At 59.2% G+C, this 17,858-nt stretch carries 14 protein-coding genes and 1 pseudogene; 11 read left to right on the top strand and 4 right to left on the bottom strand.

All coding sequences use genetic code 11. From position 1 onward, the window contains the following. The first annotated feature begins 267 nt into the window (after positions 1-267). From N434_RS20840 to N434_RS20820, 5 genes are all read left to right on the top strand, one after another. Positions 268-1,374, top strand: a complete 1,107-nt coding sequence (locus tag N434_RS20840; RefSeq protein WP_065113802.1) for an ABC transporter substrate-binding protein — start codon at positions 268-270, stop codon at positions 1,372-1,374. A 103-nt stretch (positions 1,375-1,477) separates the two neighbouring features. After that, positions 1,478-2,362 carry an ABC transporter permease gene (locus N434_RS20835; protein WP_110760154.1) on the top strand — a complete coding sequence of 295 codons (885 nt, stop codon included), beginning with the start codon at positions 1,478-1,480 and terminating at the stop codon, positions 2,360-2,362. Next, positions 2,359-3,141, top strand: a complete 783-nt coding sequence (locus N434_RS20830) for an ABC transporter permease (RefSeq protein ID WP_110760153.1) — start codon at positions 2,359-2,361, stop codon at positions 3,139-3,141. The genes N434_RS20835 and N434_RS20830 overlap by 4 nt, the downstream gene beginning before the upstream one ends. 13 nt (positions 3,142-3,154) lie before the next feature. Next, positions 3,155-4,213, top strand: a complete 1,059-nt coding sequence (locus N434_RS20825) for an ABC transporter ATP-binding protein (protein ID WP_110760152.1) — start codon at positions 3,155-3,157, stop codon at positions 4,211-4,213. 406 nt (positions 4,214-4,619) lie between these two features. Next, complete coding sequence (locus tag N434_RS20820; RefSeq protein ID WP_110760239.1) at positions 4,620-5,663, top strand: zinc-dependent alcohol dehydrogenase family protein; 1,044 nt, start codon at positions 4,620-4,622, stop codon at positions 5,661-5,663. A 42-nt stretch (positions 5,664-5,705) separates the two neighbouring features. Here N434_RS20820 and N434_RS20815 read toward each other — a convergent pair whose 3' ends face one another. Next, positions 5,706-6,344 (bottom strand): hypothetical protein, encoded by a 639-nt coding sequence (locus N434_RS20815; protein WP_110760151.1) that lies wholly within the window; start codon positions 6,342-6,344, stop codon positions 5,706-5,708. Positions 6,345-6,679: 335 nt separating this feature from the next. On the opposite strand from N434_RS20815, the gene N434_RS20810 reads away from it, so the two are divergent. Together N434_RS20810 and N434_RS20805 are read left to right on the top strand one after the other, a co-directional pair. Then, positions 6,680-7,456: an AAA family ATPase gene (locus N434_RS20810; RefSeq protein ID WP_110760150.1), complete on the top strand. Its 777-nt coding sequence runs from the start codon at positions 6,680-6,682 to the stop codon at positions 7,454-7,456. A 78-nt stretch (positions 7,457-7,534) separates the two neighbouring features. Further along, positions 7,535-8,866 carry an MFS transporter gene (locus N434_RS20805; protein ID WP_110760149.1) on the top strand — a complete coding sequence of 444 codons (1,332 nt, stop codon included), beginning with the start codon at positions 7,535-7,537 and terminating at the stop codon, positions 8,864-8,866. A gap of 69 nt (positions 8,867-8,935) precedes the next feature. On the opposite strand, the gene metH is transcribed toward N434_RS20805, so the two are convergent. Next, on the bottom strand, positions 8,936-12,709 hold the full coding sequence (gene metH / locus N434_RS20800; RefSeq protein ID WP_110760148.1) for a methionine synthase: 3,774 nt from the start codon (positions 12,707-12,709) through the stop codon (positions 8,936-8,938). A 192-nt stretch (positions 12,710-12,901) separates the two neighbouring features. On the opposite strand from metH, the gene N434_RS20795 reads away from it, so the two are divergent. Next, positions 12,902-14,149, top strand: a complete 1,248-nt coding sequence (locus tag N434_RS20795; RefSeq protein WP_110760147.1) for an AGE family epimerase/isomerase — start codon at positions 12,902-12,904, stop codon at positions 14,147-14,149. Between the two features lie 160 nt (positions 14,150-14,309). Here N434_RS20795 and N434_RS20790 read toward each other — a convergent pair whose 3' ends face one another. Both N434_RS20790 and N434_RS20785 read right to left on the bottom strand, forming a co-directional pair. Next, positions 14,310-14,870 carry a dual specificity protein phosphatase family protein gene (locus N434_RS20790; RefSeq protein WP_065116018.1) on the bottom strand — a complete coding sequence of 187 codons (561 nt, stop codon included), beginning with the start codon at positions 14,868-14,870 and terminating at the stop codon, positions 14,310-14,312. Positions 14,871-15,070: 200 nt separating this feature from the next. Continuing rightward, positions 15,071-15,523: a hypothetical protein gene (locus tag N434_RS20785; RefSeq protein ID WP_110760146.1), complete on the bottom strand. Its 453-nt coding sequence runs from the start codon at positions 15,521-15,523 to the stop codon at positions 15,071-15,073. Positions 15,524-15,968: 445 nt separating this feature from the next. Between N434_RS20785 and N434_RS20780 the strand changes: the two genes are divergently transcribed. From N434_RS20780 to N434_RS26125, 3 genes and pseudogenes are all read left to right on the top strand, one after another. Further along, the gene (locus N434_RS20780) at positions 15,969-16,601 is read left to right on the top strand and encodes an outer membrane protein (RefSeq protein WP_065113812.1); all 633 of its coding nucleotides are present in this window, start codon (positions 15,969-15,971) and stop codon (positions 16,599-16,601) included. Between the two features lie 214 nt (positions 16,602-16,815). After that, positions 16,816-17,187, top strand: coding sequence for a hypothetical protein (locus tag N434_RS20775; RefSeq protein WP_065113813.1), 372 nt, complete (start codon positions 16,816-16,818; stop codon positions 17,185-17,187). 368 nt (positions 17,188-17,555) lie between these two features. Further along, a pseudogene (locus tag N434_RS26125) lies at positions 17,556-17,858 on the top strand (transposase); the annotation flags it as partial.

Below are 17,858 nucleotides of genomic sequence, written 5' to 3'. Positions count from 1 at the left end.
GACGCGGATGTCGCGCGCTGATTGGATACCTGTGATCGCTACCAGCACGATAAAACAGGATAAGTAACCAAGCTGGGGAACAGATCTGGCCAACAAGGATGATGAGGGGATTATCCCGCGATTGCAGGCACAAAAGCCTGATGATGGCGGAAAATGGGCGTAAAGTGGCGGAATCCGGATAAATAAATTGCAATCCAGCCGTCACATTAGCTTCATCTAGAATCCGTATCAGCGTCCGCAATATGAGAACACGAAGAGGAGAAAAAAGTGATCTCTCACTGCCGCCGACTGCTTGCTACGACCACCGCAATGGTCATTGCCTCCACCGCGATCGCTGCCGCCGAGCCGAGCGCCGAACTGATCGCTGCCGCCAAGAAGGAAGGCATGCTGACCACCGTTGCGCTGCCGCATGACTGGTGCGGTTACGGCGACGTCATCGCCGCCTTCAAGGCGAAGTACCCGGAAATCACCGTCAACGAACTGAACCCCGACGCCGGCTCCGCCGACGAAGTGGAAGCAATCAAGGCAAACAAGGACAACAAGGGCCCGCAGGCTCCTGACGTCGTCGACGTCGGCCTCGCTTTCGGTCCGCAGATGAAGGCCGAAGGCCTGCTGCAGCCCTACAAGGTTTCCACCTGGGACGAAATTCCTGACAACGTCAAGGATGCCGACGGTTACTGGTACGGCGACTATTACGGCGTCATGTCGATGTTCGTGAACAAGGACCTCGTCACCAACGCTCCCAAGGACTGGGCCGACCTGCTGAAGCCGGAATATTCCGGTCAGGTGGCACTCGCAGGCGATCCGCGCGCTTCCAACCAGGCGATCCTCGGCGTTCTCGCCGCTGGCCTTTCCACCGGTGCGAAATCCGGCAAGGAAGCCGGTGAAGCTGGCCTGAAGTACTTCGCCGACCTCAACAAGGCCGGTAACTTCCTGCCGGTTATCGGCAAGGCCGGCACGCTGGCACAGGGCGCAACCCCGATCATCATCGCCTGGGACTATAACGCCCTGTCCTGGAAGAAGACGCTGAACGACAACCCGCCGACAGAAGTCGTCGTCCCTGAGAAGGGCGTTCTGGCTGGCGTTTACGTTCAGGGCATCTCCGCTTACGCGCCGCACCCGAACGCCGCCAAGCTGTGGATGGAACATCTCTATTCCGACGACGGTCAGCTCGGCTGGCTGAAGGGCTATTGCCACCCGATCCGCTTCAACGCCATGGTCAAGGCCGGCAAGGTTCCGCAGGAACTGATCGACAGCCTGCCGCCGGCAGCAGCCTATGAAAAGGCGATCTTCCCGACGCTCGAGGAAGTTGACGCCAACAAGGCCGCCGTCACGGCCGGCTGGGACAGCGTCGTTGGCGCAAACGTGAAGTAAACTGTTGAAAACGCACCCCGGCCGATCAAAAAGCCGGGGTGCTTCTTTTATAATTAAACCTTAAGACACAGACCGTTTTAAAAACGGCGTTTGGGGACAAGGCATGCCATCAACCAACACCGGCGGACCATCCGACGCGGGCAGAAAGTTGCCGTTGCACTGGATAGGCGTCGTACCTTTCGCCGTCTTTGTTCTGCTGTTTCTGATCATGCCGACGATGAAGATCGTGATCGGCGCTTTCCAGCGTCCTGATGGCAGCTTCACGCTGGAAAACATCGCCGGGCTCTTCACCTCCTCCATCCTCGCGGCCTACTGGATTTCGATCAAGATCAGCCTCGCCTCGGCGGCTCTGGGCTGCCTGATCGGTTTCGCCGTGGCCGCCGCCGTCGTGCTGGGCGGCCTGCCGCAGCGCATTCGCGGACCGCTTCTGACCTTTTCGGGCGTCGCCTCGCAATTTGCCGGCGTGCCGCTGGCCTTCGCCTTCATCGCCACGCTCGGCCCTGTCGGCCTGCTCACCGTCTTCCTGAAGACGCAGGTTGGCATCGATCTTCGGCTCCTCGGCTTCAACATCCTGTCCTTCTGGGGCCTGACGGTCACCTATCTGTTCTTCCAGATTCCCCTGATGATCCTCATCATCACGCCGGCACTGGACGGGCTGAAGCGCGAATGGCGCGAGGCTGCGGAAATTCTCGGCGCCACCGGCCTGCAATATTGGCGCATGGTGGCCTTCCCCATCCTGCTGCCATCGCTGCTCGGCACTATGTCGCTGCTCTTCGCCAATGCCTTTGGCGCCGTGGCAACCGCAATCGCGCTCACCGGCTCCTCGCTCAACATCGTGCCGATCCTGCTCTTCGCGCAGATCCGCGGCGACGTTCTCGGCAATCCGCATCTTGGTTACGCACTCGCCTTCGGCATGATCGTCGTCACCGGCATTGCCAATGCGCTTTATATCTGGCTGCGTGCCCGCAGCGAAAGGTGGCTGAAATGAAGCGGTTCTTCGCCTGGGGCGCGCTGATCTTCGGCCTGCTCTATTTTGCCCTGCCGCTGATCGGCATGACCAATTTCTCGCTGAAAATGCGGCGCGGCGAATATTCCTTCGACGCCTATGGCAAGGTGCTGACCGATCCGCGTTTCCAGGAAACCTTCAGCTATTCGGTGGTGATGGCGCTGTTCACCATCGTTTTCGGGGTTCTGCTTGTCGTCCCCACCGCCTATTGGGTACGGCTGAAACTGCCCGGCCTGCGGCCCTATATCGAATTCATCACGCTTTTGCCGCTGGTCATTCCGGCCATCGTCATCGTTTTCGGTTATATCCGGCTTTACAACACCTCCAGCTGGTTGCCGCTGACCGGCACGAGCTTCGGCACCAACCTGCTCTTGATGTTCGGTTATGCCACGCTTGCCCTGCCCTATATGTACCGTGCCGTCGATACGGGCCTCAGAACCATCGATGTCGCGACGCTGACGGAAGCGGCGCAGAGCCTCGGCGCGGGCTGGGCGACCATCCTGTCCCGCATCATCCTGCCCAATGTTCTGGTCGCCGTGCTGTCAGGCGCGTTCTTGACCTTCGCCATCGTCATCGGTGAATTCACCATGGCGGCCCTTTTGAACCGCCCGGCCTTTGGCCCCTACATGCAGCTGCTCGGCGCCAACCGCGCCTATGAACCGGCCGCACTTGCCGTGATTTCCTTCGGCATCACCTGGGGTTGCCTGGGTCTGATCCAACTCGTTTCACGCTACCAGAAGGGCGCGCCTCCCAAGGCCTGAGGACAATATTTTCATGAGCTTTTTGACACTTAGCAACATCAAGAAATCCTTCGGCTCCGTGCAGGTCGTGCATGATTTCAACATGGCCATCGAAAAGGGCGAATTCGTCTCCTTCCTCGGGCCGTCGGGCTGCGGCAAGACCACCGTGCTGCGCATGATCGCCGGCTTCGAGACCCCGAGCGGCGGTTCCATCGTCATCAACGGCAAGGACCAGACGGCGCTGCGGCCCAACCAGCGCAATATCGGCATGGTGTTCCAGGCCTATGCGCTGTTCCCGAACATGAATGTCTATGAAAACGTCGCCTTCGGCCTGAAAGTCGCCGGCAAGCCGAAAGCCGAGATCGACGCCCGCGTGAAGGAAATGCTCCAGCTCATCCATCTGGAACATCTGGCGGACCGTTATCCCTACCAGATGTCGGGCGGCCAGCAGCAGCGCGTGGCACTGGCCCGCGCTCTGGCCCCGAAGCCGGAAGTACTTTTGCTCGACGAACCGCTCTCCGCGCTCGACGCCAAGATCCGCGTCTCGCTGCGCGAGGAAATCCGCCAGATCCAGCAGAAACTCGGCATCACCACCATTTTCGTGACTCACGATCAGGAAGAGGCCCTGTCGATCTCCGACCGCATCGTCGTCATGAATGCCGGTCGCGCCGACCAGATCGGCTCGCCCTTCGATATCTACAACAAGCCCGCAACCCGTTTCGTCGCCTCTTTCGTCGGCACGCTCAACCTTATCGACGCCACCGTCGTCGATTCCTCGTCCAACACCATCCGTGTCGGTGAGCAGCAGATCACCCTGCACAAGCCGGTCGATGCGGCAAACGGCGAAAAAGTCACCCTCGCGCTTCGCCCGGAAGCGGGTTCGCTTGGCAGCGACGCGAAAGGCGATGTCGCCATTTCCGGCACCGTCACCTCCAGCCAGTTCCTCGGTTCCGTCATCCGCACCCGTCTCGATCTCGGTGGTTCGACCCTGTCTTTCGACATGTTCAATGATCCCGGCACCGCGCCGCCGGCGCTTGGCGAACAGGTGACGCTCAAATTCGCAGCGGGCGATCTGATGGTGATCAAGGACTAAAGCGCTATTGGCGAAAGAGGGCATTTCCGCTTTGCCCAAACATAGTATACGACGCGAAGATTACCTGCACCGGGGTACCGCCCTATCCGTCATACCGGCCTTGAGCCGGTATCCAGTCGACGCACGTCTGTGCGGCGGGAAGAGCCCTTTCAGCCCAAGGACTTGGGCTGGCTGGATACCGGCTCGAGGCCGGTATGACGGAAGAGGGAAGCGTCACGAACCCCGACGATAGTCGAGCCTGTTTTACGGGTCCAACATAACTGTTGTGTACTGTGTCCCCAAAAAGCAAGAACTCTCTCTATCTGTTTTTCGCTCTTCCAGACGCAAAACCGCTTCGCACTTTTTCTGGAAATACTCTAAGAGCAGGTACAGGTTAGAACCCGCCTTCCAGCGATATGAGGCCATGATGCGCGCGCTTTTTTACGAACTGTTCGGCGAGACCCCTGTTGTCGCATCCCTGCCCGATCCGGAACCGGCCGATGGCGGCGTGGTCATCGAGGTAAAGGCGACCGGCCTCTGCCGCAGTGACTGGCACGGCTGGATGGGGCATGATCCGGATATCCGCCTGCCGCACGTTCCCGGCCACGAATTCGCCGGCGTCATCGCCGCAGTCGGCAAGAACGTCACCCGCTTCAAGACCGGCGACCGTGTCACCGTGCCTTTCGTTTCCGGCTGCGGCCGTTGCCATGAATGCCGCTCCGGCAACCAGCAGGTCTGCGAAGCGCAATTCCAGCCCGGCTTCACCCACTGGGGTTCGTTTGCCGAATATGTCGCCATCGATTATGCCGACCAGAACCTCGTGCATCTGCCGGATACGATGAGTTACGCCACCGCCGCCGGCCTCGGTTGCCGTTTCGCCACCTCCTTCCGGGCCGTGACCGATCAGGGACGCCTGAAGGGTGGCGAATGGCTGGCCGTCCATGGCTGTGGCGGCGTCGGTCTCTCCGCCATCATGATCGGCGCGGGCCTTGGCGCGCAGATCGTCGCCATCGACATTGCCGAAGACAAGCTTGAACTCGCCCGCCAGCTCGGCGCGATCGCGACGATCAACAGCCGCACGGTCGCCGATGTTTCGGAAGCAGTACGCGAAGTGACGGGCGGCGGCGCGCATGTGTCAATCGACGCGCTCGGCCACCCGCAGACCTGCTGCAATTCCATCAGCAACCTGCGCCGGCGCGGACGCCACGTGCAGGTGGGCCTGATGCTGGCCGATCACGCCATGCCCGCCATCCCCATGGCGCGGGTCATCGCCCACGAACTGGAGATCTATGGCAGCCACGGCATGCAGGCATGGCGTTACGAGGACATGCTGGCCATGATCGAAAGCGGTAAACTTGCGCCGGAAAAACTGATCGGCCGCCACATCACCCTCACCGAGGCTGCAACCGCCCTGCCCGCCATGGACAGCTTCACGGAAAGCGGCATCAGCATCATCGACCGGTTCGAATAGCACCATCCCTCAACCATCTGAGGTCCGGGGATTTCGTCTTGTTCATGCACCCCTGCGTCCGAACACTCGGACCGGAGCGTCTGCCCGAGAAGACACATGGACCGACGATGCTGCCGGGATACGCGCCGCATGATCCGTCTGGCTATCACGCCATTGACGGTTCAGCAGCTGTTTCTTGCGGACCTCCAGCGGGTCGGGGACCTCCTCCTGCTGCTTATTTTCCGTGGCTGCGGAGGTTGTCGCCGATCGCGAAATCCACCGGGCAACTTGTATGCCCTTGTGAACAAGCACAAAAATACCAACAATCGCGACCGCTACAATAATCACGAGGTTCCAGGGCGCGTCGCTGCCCCTTGCCGCCCTCTCCATGCGGTCTTTTGTCGTCGGATCAAAACCAAGCGTCACCTTCAGCCTGGCAATATCCGCATCGCTGAGCCTGCTGTACCGCTCGCCACGATACAGCACATAACCGCTCCTATCCCCGCTGTTGAGATAACCAAGGTCGAATGCTTCCCCGTCGCGAAGAAAAGGCTCGTTGTCCGGCAGGTCATAAACGAGATCGATGGTCTCGCCGCCGCCAAATCCGGGTATGGCAAAAAAACGAGACTTCCGCGCCTCAGCTTCGCTCACGAATATCGCGGAAAATAGAACCGCGACCGAAAAAAGCGCAATATGCTTCATTCATCCTCTCCAAAAACAACGAGAATGACGACAACTGGCATTGTTGAATTAATTTGAAGTTTATACTCAAGGTAGCATCTTAATATTAGATAATTTATTGAAGATAAATAGTATATTTTAGAATCATTACTAAATTTATGCCATACTAAATTATAATAACATGGATTTCTAACGAGGCGGCACGGCGTATTTCCGCCACCACCGCAAGCCATTGGCGCGAACAGTGCCCCACGTTAAGCTGTAATCACACGCAATTGCTTTGAGACTCGGGCCATGATGATGCGACAGAGCGCAACGTCGGTGAACATGACGGATTAGATGCAAGGACCGCGAAGATGCTGTTTCTCGACAGCGTAACCATGAAGGACACCCCAGGCGGCAGGGACGAATATCCCTTCTCGGTTCCGGCGCTGCGCCATCTGGAGCGCCTTGAATTCAAGACGCCGATCACCTTTTTCGCCGGCAATAACGGTTCCGGCAAGTCGACGCTTCTGGAAGGGCTGGCGGCGGGAATGACGGCCTATGCCATCGGCAACCATGGTCAGGTTTCAGGCGATATCTACCTTCAGCACGCCGGGACCGTGGCAAAGGCCTTCTATTTCGCCCGCAGGAAATATCCGAAAATCCGCATGTTCATGCGTGCGGAAGATGTGCTCGGCTATATACGCCGGCTGAACGAGGAGACGCTGGACGATTTTCGCTGGGAGCGGGAAAAGGCCGAGAAAAAAGGCGAGGACTTTCCCGAGGAAACCCCGGAGACGTTTCGCACCATCGTCAGAAACAATGCCATCGACCAACGATCGCATGGTGAAGGGTTTCTCGACATCATGCAGCAGCGGCTGCACGGTGCCGGCCTTTATTTTCTCGACGAACCCGAAAGCCCGCTTTCGCCACAGAAGCAGCTGGAACTGGCGGCCATTATCCGTCATGCGGCCGATGGCGGCGGGCAATTGATCATCGCCACCCATTCGCCGGTCCTTTTGGCCATTCCCGAAGCGACAATCTATTATTTCGATGAGAACGGCATCACCGAACGCCTGTATGACGAACTGGAGAATATCTCTTTTCTGCGGCGTTTTCTCGATCGTCCATCGAAATACCTCAGCGATTGAGCATCGATAAGGCTTGAAATCACGCCGCGCTTGGCCCATGCCCATAAGTAATATGTAATTAGAAAAAGAAGCAGGCTCATGTCTCCCACCACCACACCGGCGGCAGCCCGGCCCCTCAATGGTCAGGATTACAGAACTCTCGGTCTTTCGGCCCTCGGCGGTGCGCTCGAATTTTACGATTTCATCATTTTCGTATTTTTCGCCACCGTCATCGGCCATCTGTTCTTCCCGCCGGAAATGCCCGACTGGCTGGTCATGATCCAGACCTTCGGCATCTTCGCCGCCGGTTATCTGGTGCGGCCGCTGGGCGGCATCGTGCTCGCCCACTATGGCGACCGGTATGGCCGCAAGCGCGTCTTCGCCTTCTCCATCCTCCTGATGGCGCTTTCCACGCTGGGCATGGCGCTGATGCCAACCTATGCCACCATCGGCGTGGCGGCACCCATCCTGCTCATCATCCTGCGCATGCTGCAGGGCGCAGCCATCGGCGGGGAAGTGCCGGGCGCATGGACCTTCGTTGCCGAGCACGTGCCTTTCCGTCGTGTCGGGCTTGCCTGCGGTTTCCTCACATCGGGCCTTTCCTTCGGCATCATGCTGGGATCGCTGATCGCCTTTGCCATCAACTCGCTCTTTTCGCCGGAAGATGTTGCCGGTTATGCCTGGCGTATTCCCTTCCTGCTCGGCGGTATTTTCGGCCTGATCGCCGTTTATCTGCGCCGCTGGCTGGAAGAGACGCCGATCTTCACCGAGATGAAGAAATCGAAATCGCTGACGGACAAGCTGCCGCTCGGGCTGGTCCTGAAGCACCATATGCGCGGCGTGATCATCTCCGCCCTGCTCACCTGGGTTCTCTCGGCCGCCATCGTGGTGACCACGCTGATGACGGCCACCTTCCTGCAGAAGCTTTATGGCTATAGCCCGACTCAGGCTCTGGCCGGCACCAGCTTCGGCACGCTGTTCCTCATTTTCGGCGTCATCATCGCCGGCGCACTGATCGACCGTGTCGGCTCCGGCGTCTTCTTCATGGGCGCCAGCATCTTCTTCGGCATCGCCACCTTCACCTTCTACAGCTATGCTGGCACCTCGCTCGAAACCATGTTCATTCTTTACGGCGTGATGGGCCTTTCAGTCGGCATGGCGGGGGCCGTGCCCTATGTCATGGTCCGCGCCTTCCCGGCATCGGTCCGCTTCTCCGGCCTCTCCTTCGCCTACAACGTCTCTTATGCCGTCTTCGGCGGGCTGACGCCGATCGGGGTGACGACCGCGCTTGCCGTCAATCCCATGGCCCATGCCTGGTATCTGGTCTTCATCGCCGTGCTCGCCTTCTGCATTGGCCTTTACCTCTATCTGCGCGGCAGCGAGGTTGAGAGCCATGTCGGCATCGAGGAACTGGCGGCGCTGAGATCGTAAGCGCAACGGCCAACAAAAAAGCGCGGGCAGGACCCGCGCTTTTTTTTTGCAGCAATGACGCCCGAAACATCAGGCCGCGCTGTCGATTTCCTCAGCGCCATTTGTCGGCACGTAGTTAAGTACCGGCCCGAGCCAGCGCTCCACCTCCGTGACCAGCATATCCTTGCGGCGCGCATAATCGAGAACCTGATCGCGCTCCACCTTGGCGACACCGAAATAATAGCTCTCGGGATGGCCGATATAAATGCCGGAGACGGAAGAGCCGGGCCACATGGCGTAGCTTTCCGTCAGTTCCACACCCGCCGCATTGGTGGCGTCGAGCAGGGCAAACAGCGTCTTCTTTTCGGTATGGTCAGGCTGCGCCGGATAACCCGGCGCAGGGCGGATACCGGCATAGGCCTCGCCAATCAGATCATCGCCGCCAAGAGCCTCGTCTGGCGCATAACCCCAGAATTCCTTGCGCACCCGCTCATGCATACGCTCGGCGAAGGCTTCCGCGAAACGGTCGGCCAGCGCCTTGACGAGAATGGACGAATAATCGTCGTTCGCCCGCTCGAAACGCTCGGCAATCGCCACTTCCTCGATACCCGCCGTCACCACGAAACCGCCGACGTAATCGGCAACACCGCTGTCGACGGGCGCCACAAAGTCGGACAGCGCCACATTGGGGCAACCATCGCGCTTGGAAAGCTGCTGACGCAGCGTGAAGAAGGTGGCCAGCTCTTCCTGACGGTTTTCATCCGTAAACAGCCTGATATCGTCGCCCACGGCATTGGCCGGCCAGAAACCGATCACCGCCCGTGGCCGGAACCACTTTTCGTCGATAATCTTCTTCAGCATCGCCTGCGCATCGCTGTAAAGCTGCCGTGCTGCCTCGCCCTGCTTCTCGTCATCGAGGATCGCCGGGAAGCGCCCCTTCAATTCCCAGGTCTGGAAGAATGGCGTCCAGTCGATGTAACGGGAAAGCTCCTCCAGATCATAGGTCTCGAATACCCTGGTGCCGAAGAATTGCGGCTTGACGGGCTTATAGTCCGACCAGTCGACCTTCTGGGCATTTTCCCGGGCGCGGGAAAGCGGCAGGCGCTGCTTTTCCCGCTCATTGCGGGCATGGGCCTCCGCTACCTTCTTATATTCCGTGCGGATGTTATCGATATAAGCGGGCTTCTGCTCTTCGGAAAGAAGTGCCGAAACGACGCCGACCGCACGTGAGGCGTCGGTGACGTAGATCGCCTGCCCTGCCTCATAGCGCGGATGGATTTTCACCGCCGTATGCACGCGGCTCGTCGTCGCGCCGCCGATCAGCAACGGAATGTCGAAACCCTGACGCTCCATCTCGGCCGCCACATGCACCATCTCGTCCAGCGACGGGGTGATGAGGCCGGAAAGGCCGATCACGTCCACCTTCTCCGCAATTGCCGTTTCGAGGATCTTCGTCGTCGGCACCATCACGCCGAGATCGATGATCTCGTAATTGTTGCAGGCCAGCACGACGCCGACGATGTTCTTGCCGATATCGTGCACGTCGCCCTTGACGGTCGCCATCAGCACCTTGCCGGCCGCCTTCTTCTCTTCGCCGCCATTCAGGCGCTTTTCCTCTTCCATGTAAGGAAGCAGCACGGCCACGGCCTGCTTCATCACGCGGGCGGATTTCACCACCTGTGGCAGGAACATCTTGCCGGAACCGAAGAGGTCACCGACCACATTCATGCCGGCCATCAGCGGCCCCTCGATGACGTGCAGCGGACGCTCCGCCTTCTGGCGCGCCTCTTCCGTATCGGCTTCGATAAATTCGGTGATACCGTTGACCAGCGCGTGTTCCAGCCGCTTCTCGACGGGAAGTTCGCGCCAGGAGAGATTCTGCACCTTGGTGTCCTTGGCGCCTGTGCCACGGAAACGCTCCGCGACCTCCAGCAGCCGCTCCGTCGCGTCATCGCGGCGGTTCAGAACCACGTCCTCGCAGGCCTCGCGCAGCTCGGGGTCGATATTGTCGTAAACCGCAAGCTGCCCGGCATTGACGATGCCCATATCCATGCCAACCTGAATGGCGTGGTAGAGGAACACGGCATGCATCGCCTCGCGCACCGGCTCGTTGCCGCGGAAGGAGAAGGACAAGTTGGAAACGCCACCGGAAATATGCGTGAGCGGCATGGTTTCGCGGATGGTCTTGGTGGCTTCGATGAAGTCCACGCCGTAATTATTGTGCTCTTCGATACCTGTCGCCACGGCGAAGACATTCGGATCGAAGATGATGTCCTCAGGCGCAAGCCCGGCCTTCTCGGTCAGGATCTTGTAGGCGCGTGAGCATATCTCCACCTTGCGCTGATAGGTGTCCGCCTGTCCGACCTCATCGAAGGCCATGACGACAACCGCCGCGCCGTAATGATGGATGAGCCGCGCCTGCTGGAGGAATTTCTCCTCGCCTTCCTTCAGCGAAATGGAGTTGACGATCGGCTTGCCCTGAACGCATTTCAGACCGGCCTCGATGATCTCGAATTTCGAGGAATCGATCATGACAGGCACGCGGGCGATATCCGGCTCGGCGGCGATGAGGTTCAGAAATTCCACCATCGCCTTTTCGGAATCGATAAGGCCTTCATCCATGTTGATGTCGATGATCTGCGCGCCGTTTTCCACCTGATCGCGGGCAACCGCCAGCGCCGCCGCGTAATCGCCAGCCGTGATGAGTTTGCGGAAGCGGGCCGAACCGGTGACGTTGGTGCGTTCGCCGACATTGACGAAAGGAATGTCCTTGGTCAGCACGAAAGGTTCGAGGCCCGAAAGCGACATGAACGGCTTGTGCTCGGGGATCGGACGCGGCTTGTAATCCTTGACCGCTTCGGCAATCGCCCGGATATGCTCCGGCGTCGAGCCGCAGCAGCCGCCGACGATGTTGACGAGACCGTCGCGGACGAAACCTTCCACCTGGCGCGCCATCATTTCAGGCGTTTCGTCATATTGCCCGAATTCGTTCGGCAGGCCGGCATTCGGATAGGCGCAGACGAAGGTGTCGGCCACATCGGACAATTCCTGCAGATGCGGACGCATGGCATCCGCGCCCAGCGCGCAGTTCAGCCCGATGGTGAAGGGGTTGGCGTGGCGCACCGAGTTCCAGAAGGCAGACGGCGTCTGGCCGGACAGCGTGCGGCCGGAAAGGTCGGTGATCGTGCCGGAGATCATGACCGGCAGGCGGATGCCCTTGGCCTCGAAACGCTCCTCGCAGGCAAAGATCGCCGCCTTCGCGTTCAGCGTATCGAAAATCGTCTCGATGAGGATGATGTCGGCGCCGCCGTCGATCAGGCCGTCGATCTGCTCACCATAGGCGATACGCAGGTCGTCGAAGCTGACGGCGCGGAAACCGGGATTGTTGACATCAGGCGAAATCGAGGCCGTGCGGTTGGTCGGGCCGATGGCGCCGGCCACGAAACGGCGGCGTCCGTCCTCCCGCTCGGCGCGCTGGGCGGCGCGGCGGACGATCTGCGCCCCTTCACGGTTGAGATCGTAGACGGCATTTTCCATCTCGTAATCGGCCTGCGCAATGCGTGTGGACGAAAACGTGTTGGTTTCGAGAATATCCGCACCCGCCATGGCGTAACGATAGTGGATGTCTTCGATGGCATCCGGCTGGGTCAGGATCAGAAGGTCGTTATTGCCCTTCTGGTGACAGGCACAGCCGATAAAACGGTCGCCGCGAAAATGGTCTTCGTCAAAACCGAGACCCTGGATCTGCGTGCCCATCGCGCCGTCGAGAATGAGGATGCGTTCACTCGCGGCCTCGCGCAGCGCCTTGAAAATTTCCGCGCCGTCGCGCTTTGCCCCTTCAGGGCCAAACAGATCGTCAAACACGGGCACACTCCTCATTTCGATTTGCAAGATCGCAAGCCGTCAAGTCACATAAAGATATGTTTATGTCAATATATCTTCAAGGGACAGGCATGGCTTTGCGTCATTGCGGCAGGTTACGAAATTTCACTGACAGATGACAGGTTTATACGGCAAGGATATAAGCCGAAGCAGCAAACCGCATGGAGGACGAGAATGCCCGAGGACGATCACAACAGCCGCAACTGGAACGCCCTGCCCTGGCACCGCCAATGGCTGGTAAAACAGGCCGAGGGACTTTTCGATTTCTTCCAGTATCGCGCCCTTAACCCTGCCGGCGGCTTCTTCGATCTCGATAGCAAGGGCGCGCCGCTGCAGGCAAACGATCCCGTGCGCGGCATCCACGCCTCCGCCCGCATGGTGCATTGCTTCTCCATCGGCCACCTGCTCGGCCGTCCCGGCTGCGGCGATATCGTCGACCACGGCATGACCTATCTCTGGAACCATCATCGCGATGGCGAACATGGCGGTTATTTCTGGCAAGTGAACGATGCCGGCCCGGTAGACGCCACCAAGCAGGGTTACGGCCATGCCTTCGTGCTTCTGGCCGCCTCCTCCGCCAGGACCGTCGGCCATCCTCTCGCAGACAAGATGCTGGCCGATATTACCGAAGTGCTGGAAACCCGTTTCTGGGAAGAAAAACACGGCGCGATCGCCGAGGAATTCAACCGCGACTGGTCGCCCATCGATAATTACCGCGGCCAGAATTCCAACATGCACCTCACCGAAGCGCTGATGGCGGCCTATGAGGTGACCGGCGACAGCCATTACCTCAACAAGGCAGAGCGTATCGCCGATCTCGTCATCCGCCGCCGCGCCGGCGAGCTGGATTTCCGCGTGCCGGAGCATTTCGACGACAACTGGACGCTCGACAAGGATTATCGCGGCAACGAGATGTTCCGCCCCTCCGGTTCCACCCCCGGCCACTGGCTGGAATGGGCCCGCCTCATCCTGCAATTGTGGGTTCTGGGCGAGCGCCGCCACGACTGGATGCCGGTGGCCGCAAAATCGCTGTTCGTACAATCCATGGCGCTCGGCTGGGACCGGGAAAAGGGCGGCTTCTTTTATACGCTTGACTGGAACGACAATCCCGACAAGCGGGCAAAGCTCTGGTGGCCCATGTGCGAGGCGGCGGGGGCTGCCCACTTCCTCAACGAAAACCTGCCGGCGGACCCGTTCTACGAAGACAGCTACCGCCGCATCTGGAGCACCATCGCCAACAACTTCATCGATCACGGCAATGGCGGCTGGCATGAGGAACTGACGGAAAACCTGGTTCCGGCGCATACGCTGTTCCCCGGCAAGGGCGATATCTACCACGCGCTCCAGGCCTGCCTCATCCCGCTTTTCCCGGCCTCGGGAAGTCTGACGAAGGTGATCGCGGAAAGTGGCGGGAATTATTGAGCAGCCTTGCAGGTAACGGAGGACGGCTGACGACAGCGTTCGAAGGCTTCTCTTCCGTCATGCTCGGGCTTGTCCCGAGCATCTGCAACCTATCTGCCGGACGCAACGTGGTTCGACCCTCGGCACAGGGCCGAGGATGGCCCCGCGTATAAGGTAACACTCAAAAGCCGATGGTTTCCTCGAAATCATCCCAGGACTGGTACATTTCATAGCGCCCGATACCGGGGATCGGCACATGCCCGTAATAGGGCGAAAGCTGGAATTCGGCGGCCGCCTCGCTCTTGCCGGCCACGGCCCCGACATAGATGGCGGAGGCAAGCCCGGTGCGGTTGGCACCGTGTTCGCAATGGATGAGGATCGGCTTTTCCGCATTGCGCAGCACCGCCACCAGCGTTTCCGCATCCTGCGGCGATAGCTTTTCACTCGAGCTCATCGGATAATCGACAAGCCGGATGCCATTGTTTTTCGCCGCCTTGCTTTCCGCATCATACCAGCCCTCACGTTTTTCATCGCGCAGATTGATGATCGTCTTGATGCCGTAGGTCTTGGCATAAGCGGTGATGTCCTTGCCGCTCGGCTGTGCCGAACGATAAAGCTCTCCGGGGATGACCTCGTGAAAATTTCCCGTCAGCTGACCGATACCCATATGCGCGCCCGCCAGAACCGGCAGGGCAACAAGGCCGATGGCCGTGATTTTCAAAAACTTCAGAACTATACGCAAACCGTCAACCCGCGACATTCATCGGACGGGTGGGGAGATGGCATCGCAAACGGGCGAAAACAAGTCATGCCAGGCACGAACCGGCATCGGCACGACTGGCGCCGGCGCAGCGGATTCATGAATCCTCTGGAATAAAAGGCGTTTCGCAACGGCGCGGGAATTCTCAAAATACCGTGATGGCCGGCGAGCGAATGAACCGCTCAGTCGAATTCCGCTGAAATGACCGTAACCCGCCATTCCAGGCGTTGCGGTTCCACCCTTTCATTGTTGCGCAGCCGGAACACGCGGCATGCGGCGAAAGTCTCGCCGGCCTCGATCCGCCTTTCGCTGACCTGATAGGGATCGAAGGCAACGGAAGCGCGGAAAGCCGGTTCGAAGCCCTCCAGCGTATAGGTCAGGCGCTGCACCGCGACATCATTGTCGTTGCGAAAGCTGACCCGAATGGGCAAGGCGGGGTCCGGGCAGGCCGTATCGAAACTTGCTGTCGCAACGACGTGAGCAAGCCGCTGATTGCCGCGTTGCCAGTCATAGATGACAAAGGCCGCAGTGGTTGCCCAGACCAGCAGCAGGCAGATGACGACGGGTTTGAGATGCCGTGGAAATGCGATGAGGGTGAGAAGAAGAATGGCACTAAGAACCGCTCCGACGATCACGTCGCTCCTCCCTCATAAAATCGAACCCTCATGCGTTCCCGCCCTCCTTTGACCCATTCCTGCCCACCGAACCTGCGCGTCGCGATGTAACGGAGCGTTTCAACGAAACGTCACATCCTCACCGACGAAGTCGACCGGGCGCCGAAGCAGCGACGTGCCTCGGGCAGCACAACTCTATGGTCGCACCCCCCGCTGTCAAGACAACCAAGCGTGACAGCGAATGACCAATCCGCTGGCGCTACGGGGCAAATGCCAAGGGAACCAAACGCCGCCAGAGACGTTCGCCGCATCACAACAGCATGACAGGGCGACAGAAACGCCGCGATCAGGGCACGACAGCCGCGAACCCGTGAAGACGGGTCGCCTCTTGGAATCGCCGCGCCCGCGACCATATTAAATGAGACTAATATATGCTATAGACGTCAGTAGCTCAGGGAGAATAACGATGAAAACGCTGATCGTAACGTCACTCCTGGCCCTTTCGGCCAGCACCGCAATGGCTGCGGATGCCGTCTACGAAAACCCGGCGCCTCCTGTCGCACAGGAAACCCTGCCGGTCTTTACCTGGTCGGGTCCCTATCTCGGTATTCAGGGCGGCGCCGGCTGGGCGAATGGTGATTTTTCGGCGGGCGGCCCCGTTGCCTCGGATAATTTCGACGGCGGCATTCTCGGCGCCTTCGCCGGTTACAATTACCAGTTCGACAACAACATGGTTCTCGGCATCGAGGGCGATGTCGACTATAACTGGAATGACAATGATTATGCCGGCGTGCAGATCGGCACCGACTGGCAGGGTTCGGTTCGCGGTCGCGTCGGTTACGCCTTCGACCGCGCCCTGATTTATGCGACGGCTGGCTGGACCGCCACACGCGGCTTCATAGAAACACCGGCGGCCGGCAAGGACAGTACCACCTTTAACGGCTACACCGTCGGTGCGGGTCTCGATTATGCCTTCACGGACAATGTCTTCGGCAGGCTGGAATATCGTTACAACGATTATGGCGACAAGGACATTTTCGGCGTCAACACCGACTTCGACCAGCATACCGTCAAGGTCGGCCTCGGCGTGAAATTCTGATCCCACCCAACCGGTTTCAGCGAAAAAGCCCGGCCGGCAGCCGGGCTTTTTCATATCTGAAAACCCCGCCGCTCCGGACCCACCAAAACAAGCGGCGTGCGAACAATATGAACCGCTCAAAAATGAAACATTCACAAACCGTTCAGCCGTCCCGTGCCATCATCCGGGCATAATGAGCCTCTATCTCCCAAAGCAGGCTTATGGAGTAGCCCCGATGAAAAAGATCATTCTTTCCACCCTTGCCGCGCTGGTTGCCACCGGCAGCGTCTTCGCATCCTACGGCACCGCCGCCGCACAGGATTATCCCTATCGTCCGCGCTACGACCGTGGTTATGACCGTGGCGGCCCGCCCCCGCCGCCCTACCGCGAACACCGCCGCCACAATGACGGTGCAGCAATCGCCGGCGGCCTCGCCGCAGGCGTCATCGGCGGCCTGATCGGCGGCGCCATCGCCAACAGCAACAACGGTCCCCGCTACTACGAGCCCCCGCCGCCGCCACGCCCGCGCTGCTGGTTCGAAGACCGCCGCGTTCCCAACTCCTATGACGGTGGCTGGCACACCGAAAGCATGCGGGTCTGCAACTGATCCCAAAATCCGCGATCTGGTTTGCCATGGAAGCAGACCAGATCGCGCGGCAGCGTCCCGATATTCTGCGCGCCGAGCGCAGATTGTACGCCGAGCGGCACAGCTGCATTGTAAAAAACAGCTTAACAATCTGATTTAAAAAGAAAATGTAGTTCGTCACATTCGACGATTTTCGCGCCTTTGAAAACATTGAGTTTTCGATGGGCTATCGTCACCAACGATTGACCCTGTCGTCACATTCGTTGCTCCTGCGGCACCCTTTTCTCACGTTCAATAAAACCAATTGCCCAATATCTATTGGGTTCTGGCTGAATAACCCCGAGATTTGTAGACGCCTTCTTTCCTAATTTTGAGGCAAGAAGCGTCTCATGAGCAAATCGAATTTCAGCGAAGAGTTTAAGCGTGACGCAGTGCGTCAGATCACGGGGCGAGGCTATCCGGTTGCGGAGGTTTCGCAGCGGGTGGGGTGAGGCAGCATTCTTTGTACGAATGGAAAAAGAAGTTTGCGGCCTCGAACGCCAAGGGCAACGACGAAGCCGAAGAGATCAGACGGCTGAAGAGGGAATTGGCTCGCGTTATCGAGGAGCGAGACATCCTAAAAAAAGCGGCCGCGTATTTCGCCAGGGATGCAAAGTGAAATACGCATTCATTGCCCTGCATCGCTTGCAGTT

This window comes from Rhizobium sp. UGM030330-04 (genome assembly GCF_003208455.1).
In the GTDB taxonomy this organism is placed as follows: domain Bacteria; phylum Pseudomonadota; class Alphaproteobacteria; order Rhizobiales; family Rhizobiaceae; genus Agrobacterium; species Agrobacterium rhizogenes_A.
This window is presented reverse-complemented; position numbering and strand designations above follow the sequence as displayed.

Bases quoted from the DNA above. Each gene is read 5' to 3' on its own strand.
- N434_RS20815 (WP_110760151.1), bottom strand. From the start codon at position 6,344: ATGAAGCATATTGCGCTTTTTTCGGTCGCGGTTCTATTTTCCGCGATA.
- N434_RS20780 (WP_065113812.1), top strand. From the start codon at position 15,969: ATGAAAACGCTGATCGTAACGTCACTCCTGGCCCTTTCGGCCAGCACC.
- N434_RS20775 (WP_065113813.1), top strand. From the start codon at position 16,816: ATGAAAAAGATCATTCTTTCCACCCTTGCCGCGCTGGTTGCCACCGGC.
- N434_RS20835 (WP_110760154.1), top strand. From the start codon at position 1,478: ATGCCATCAACCAACACCGGCGGACCATCCGACGCGGGCAGAAAGTTG.
- N434_RS20825 (WP_110760152.1), top strand. From the start codon at position 3,155: ATGAGCTTTTTGACACTTAGCAACATCAAGAAATCCTTCGGCTCCGTG.
- N434_RS20810 (WP_110760150.1), top strand. From the start codon at position 6,680: ATGCTGTTTCTCGACAGCGTAACCATGAAGGACACCCCAGGCGGCAGG.
- N434_RS20795 (WP_110760147.1), top strand. From the start codon at position 12,902: ATGCCCGAGGACGATCACAACAGCCGCAACTGGAACGCCCTGCCCTGG.
- N434_RS20805 (WP_110760149.1), top strand. From the start codon at position 7,535: ATGTCTCCCACCACCACACCGGCGGCAGCCCGGCCCCTCAATGGTCAG.
- N434_RS20830 (WP_110760153.1), top strand. From the start codon at position 2,359: ATGAAGCGGTTCTTCGCCTGGGGCGCGCTGATCTTCGGCCTGCTCTAT.
- N434_RS20820 (WP_110760239.1), top strand. From the start codon at position 4,620: ATGCGCGCGCTTTTTTACGAACTGTTCGGCGAGACCCCTGTTGTCGCA.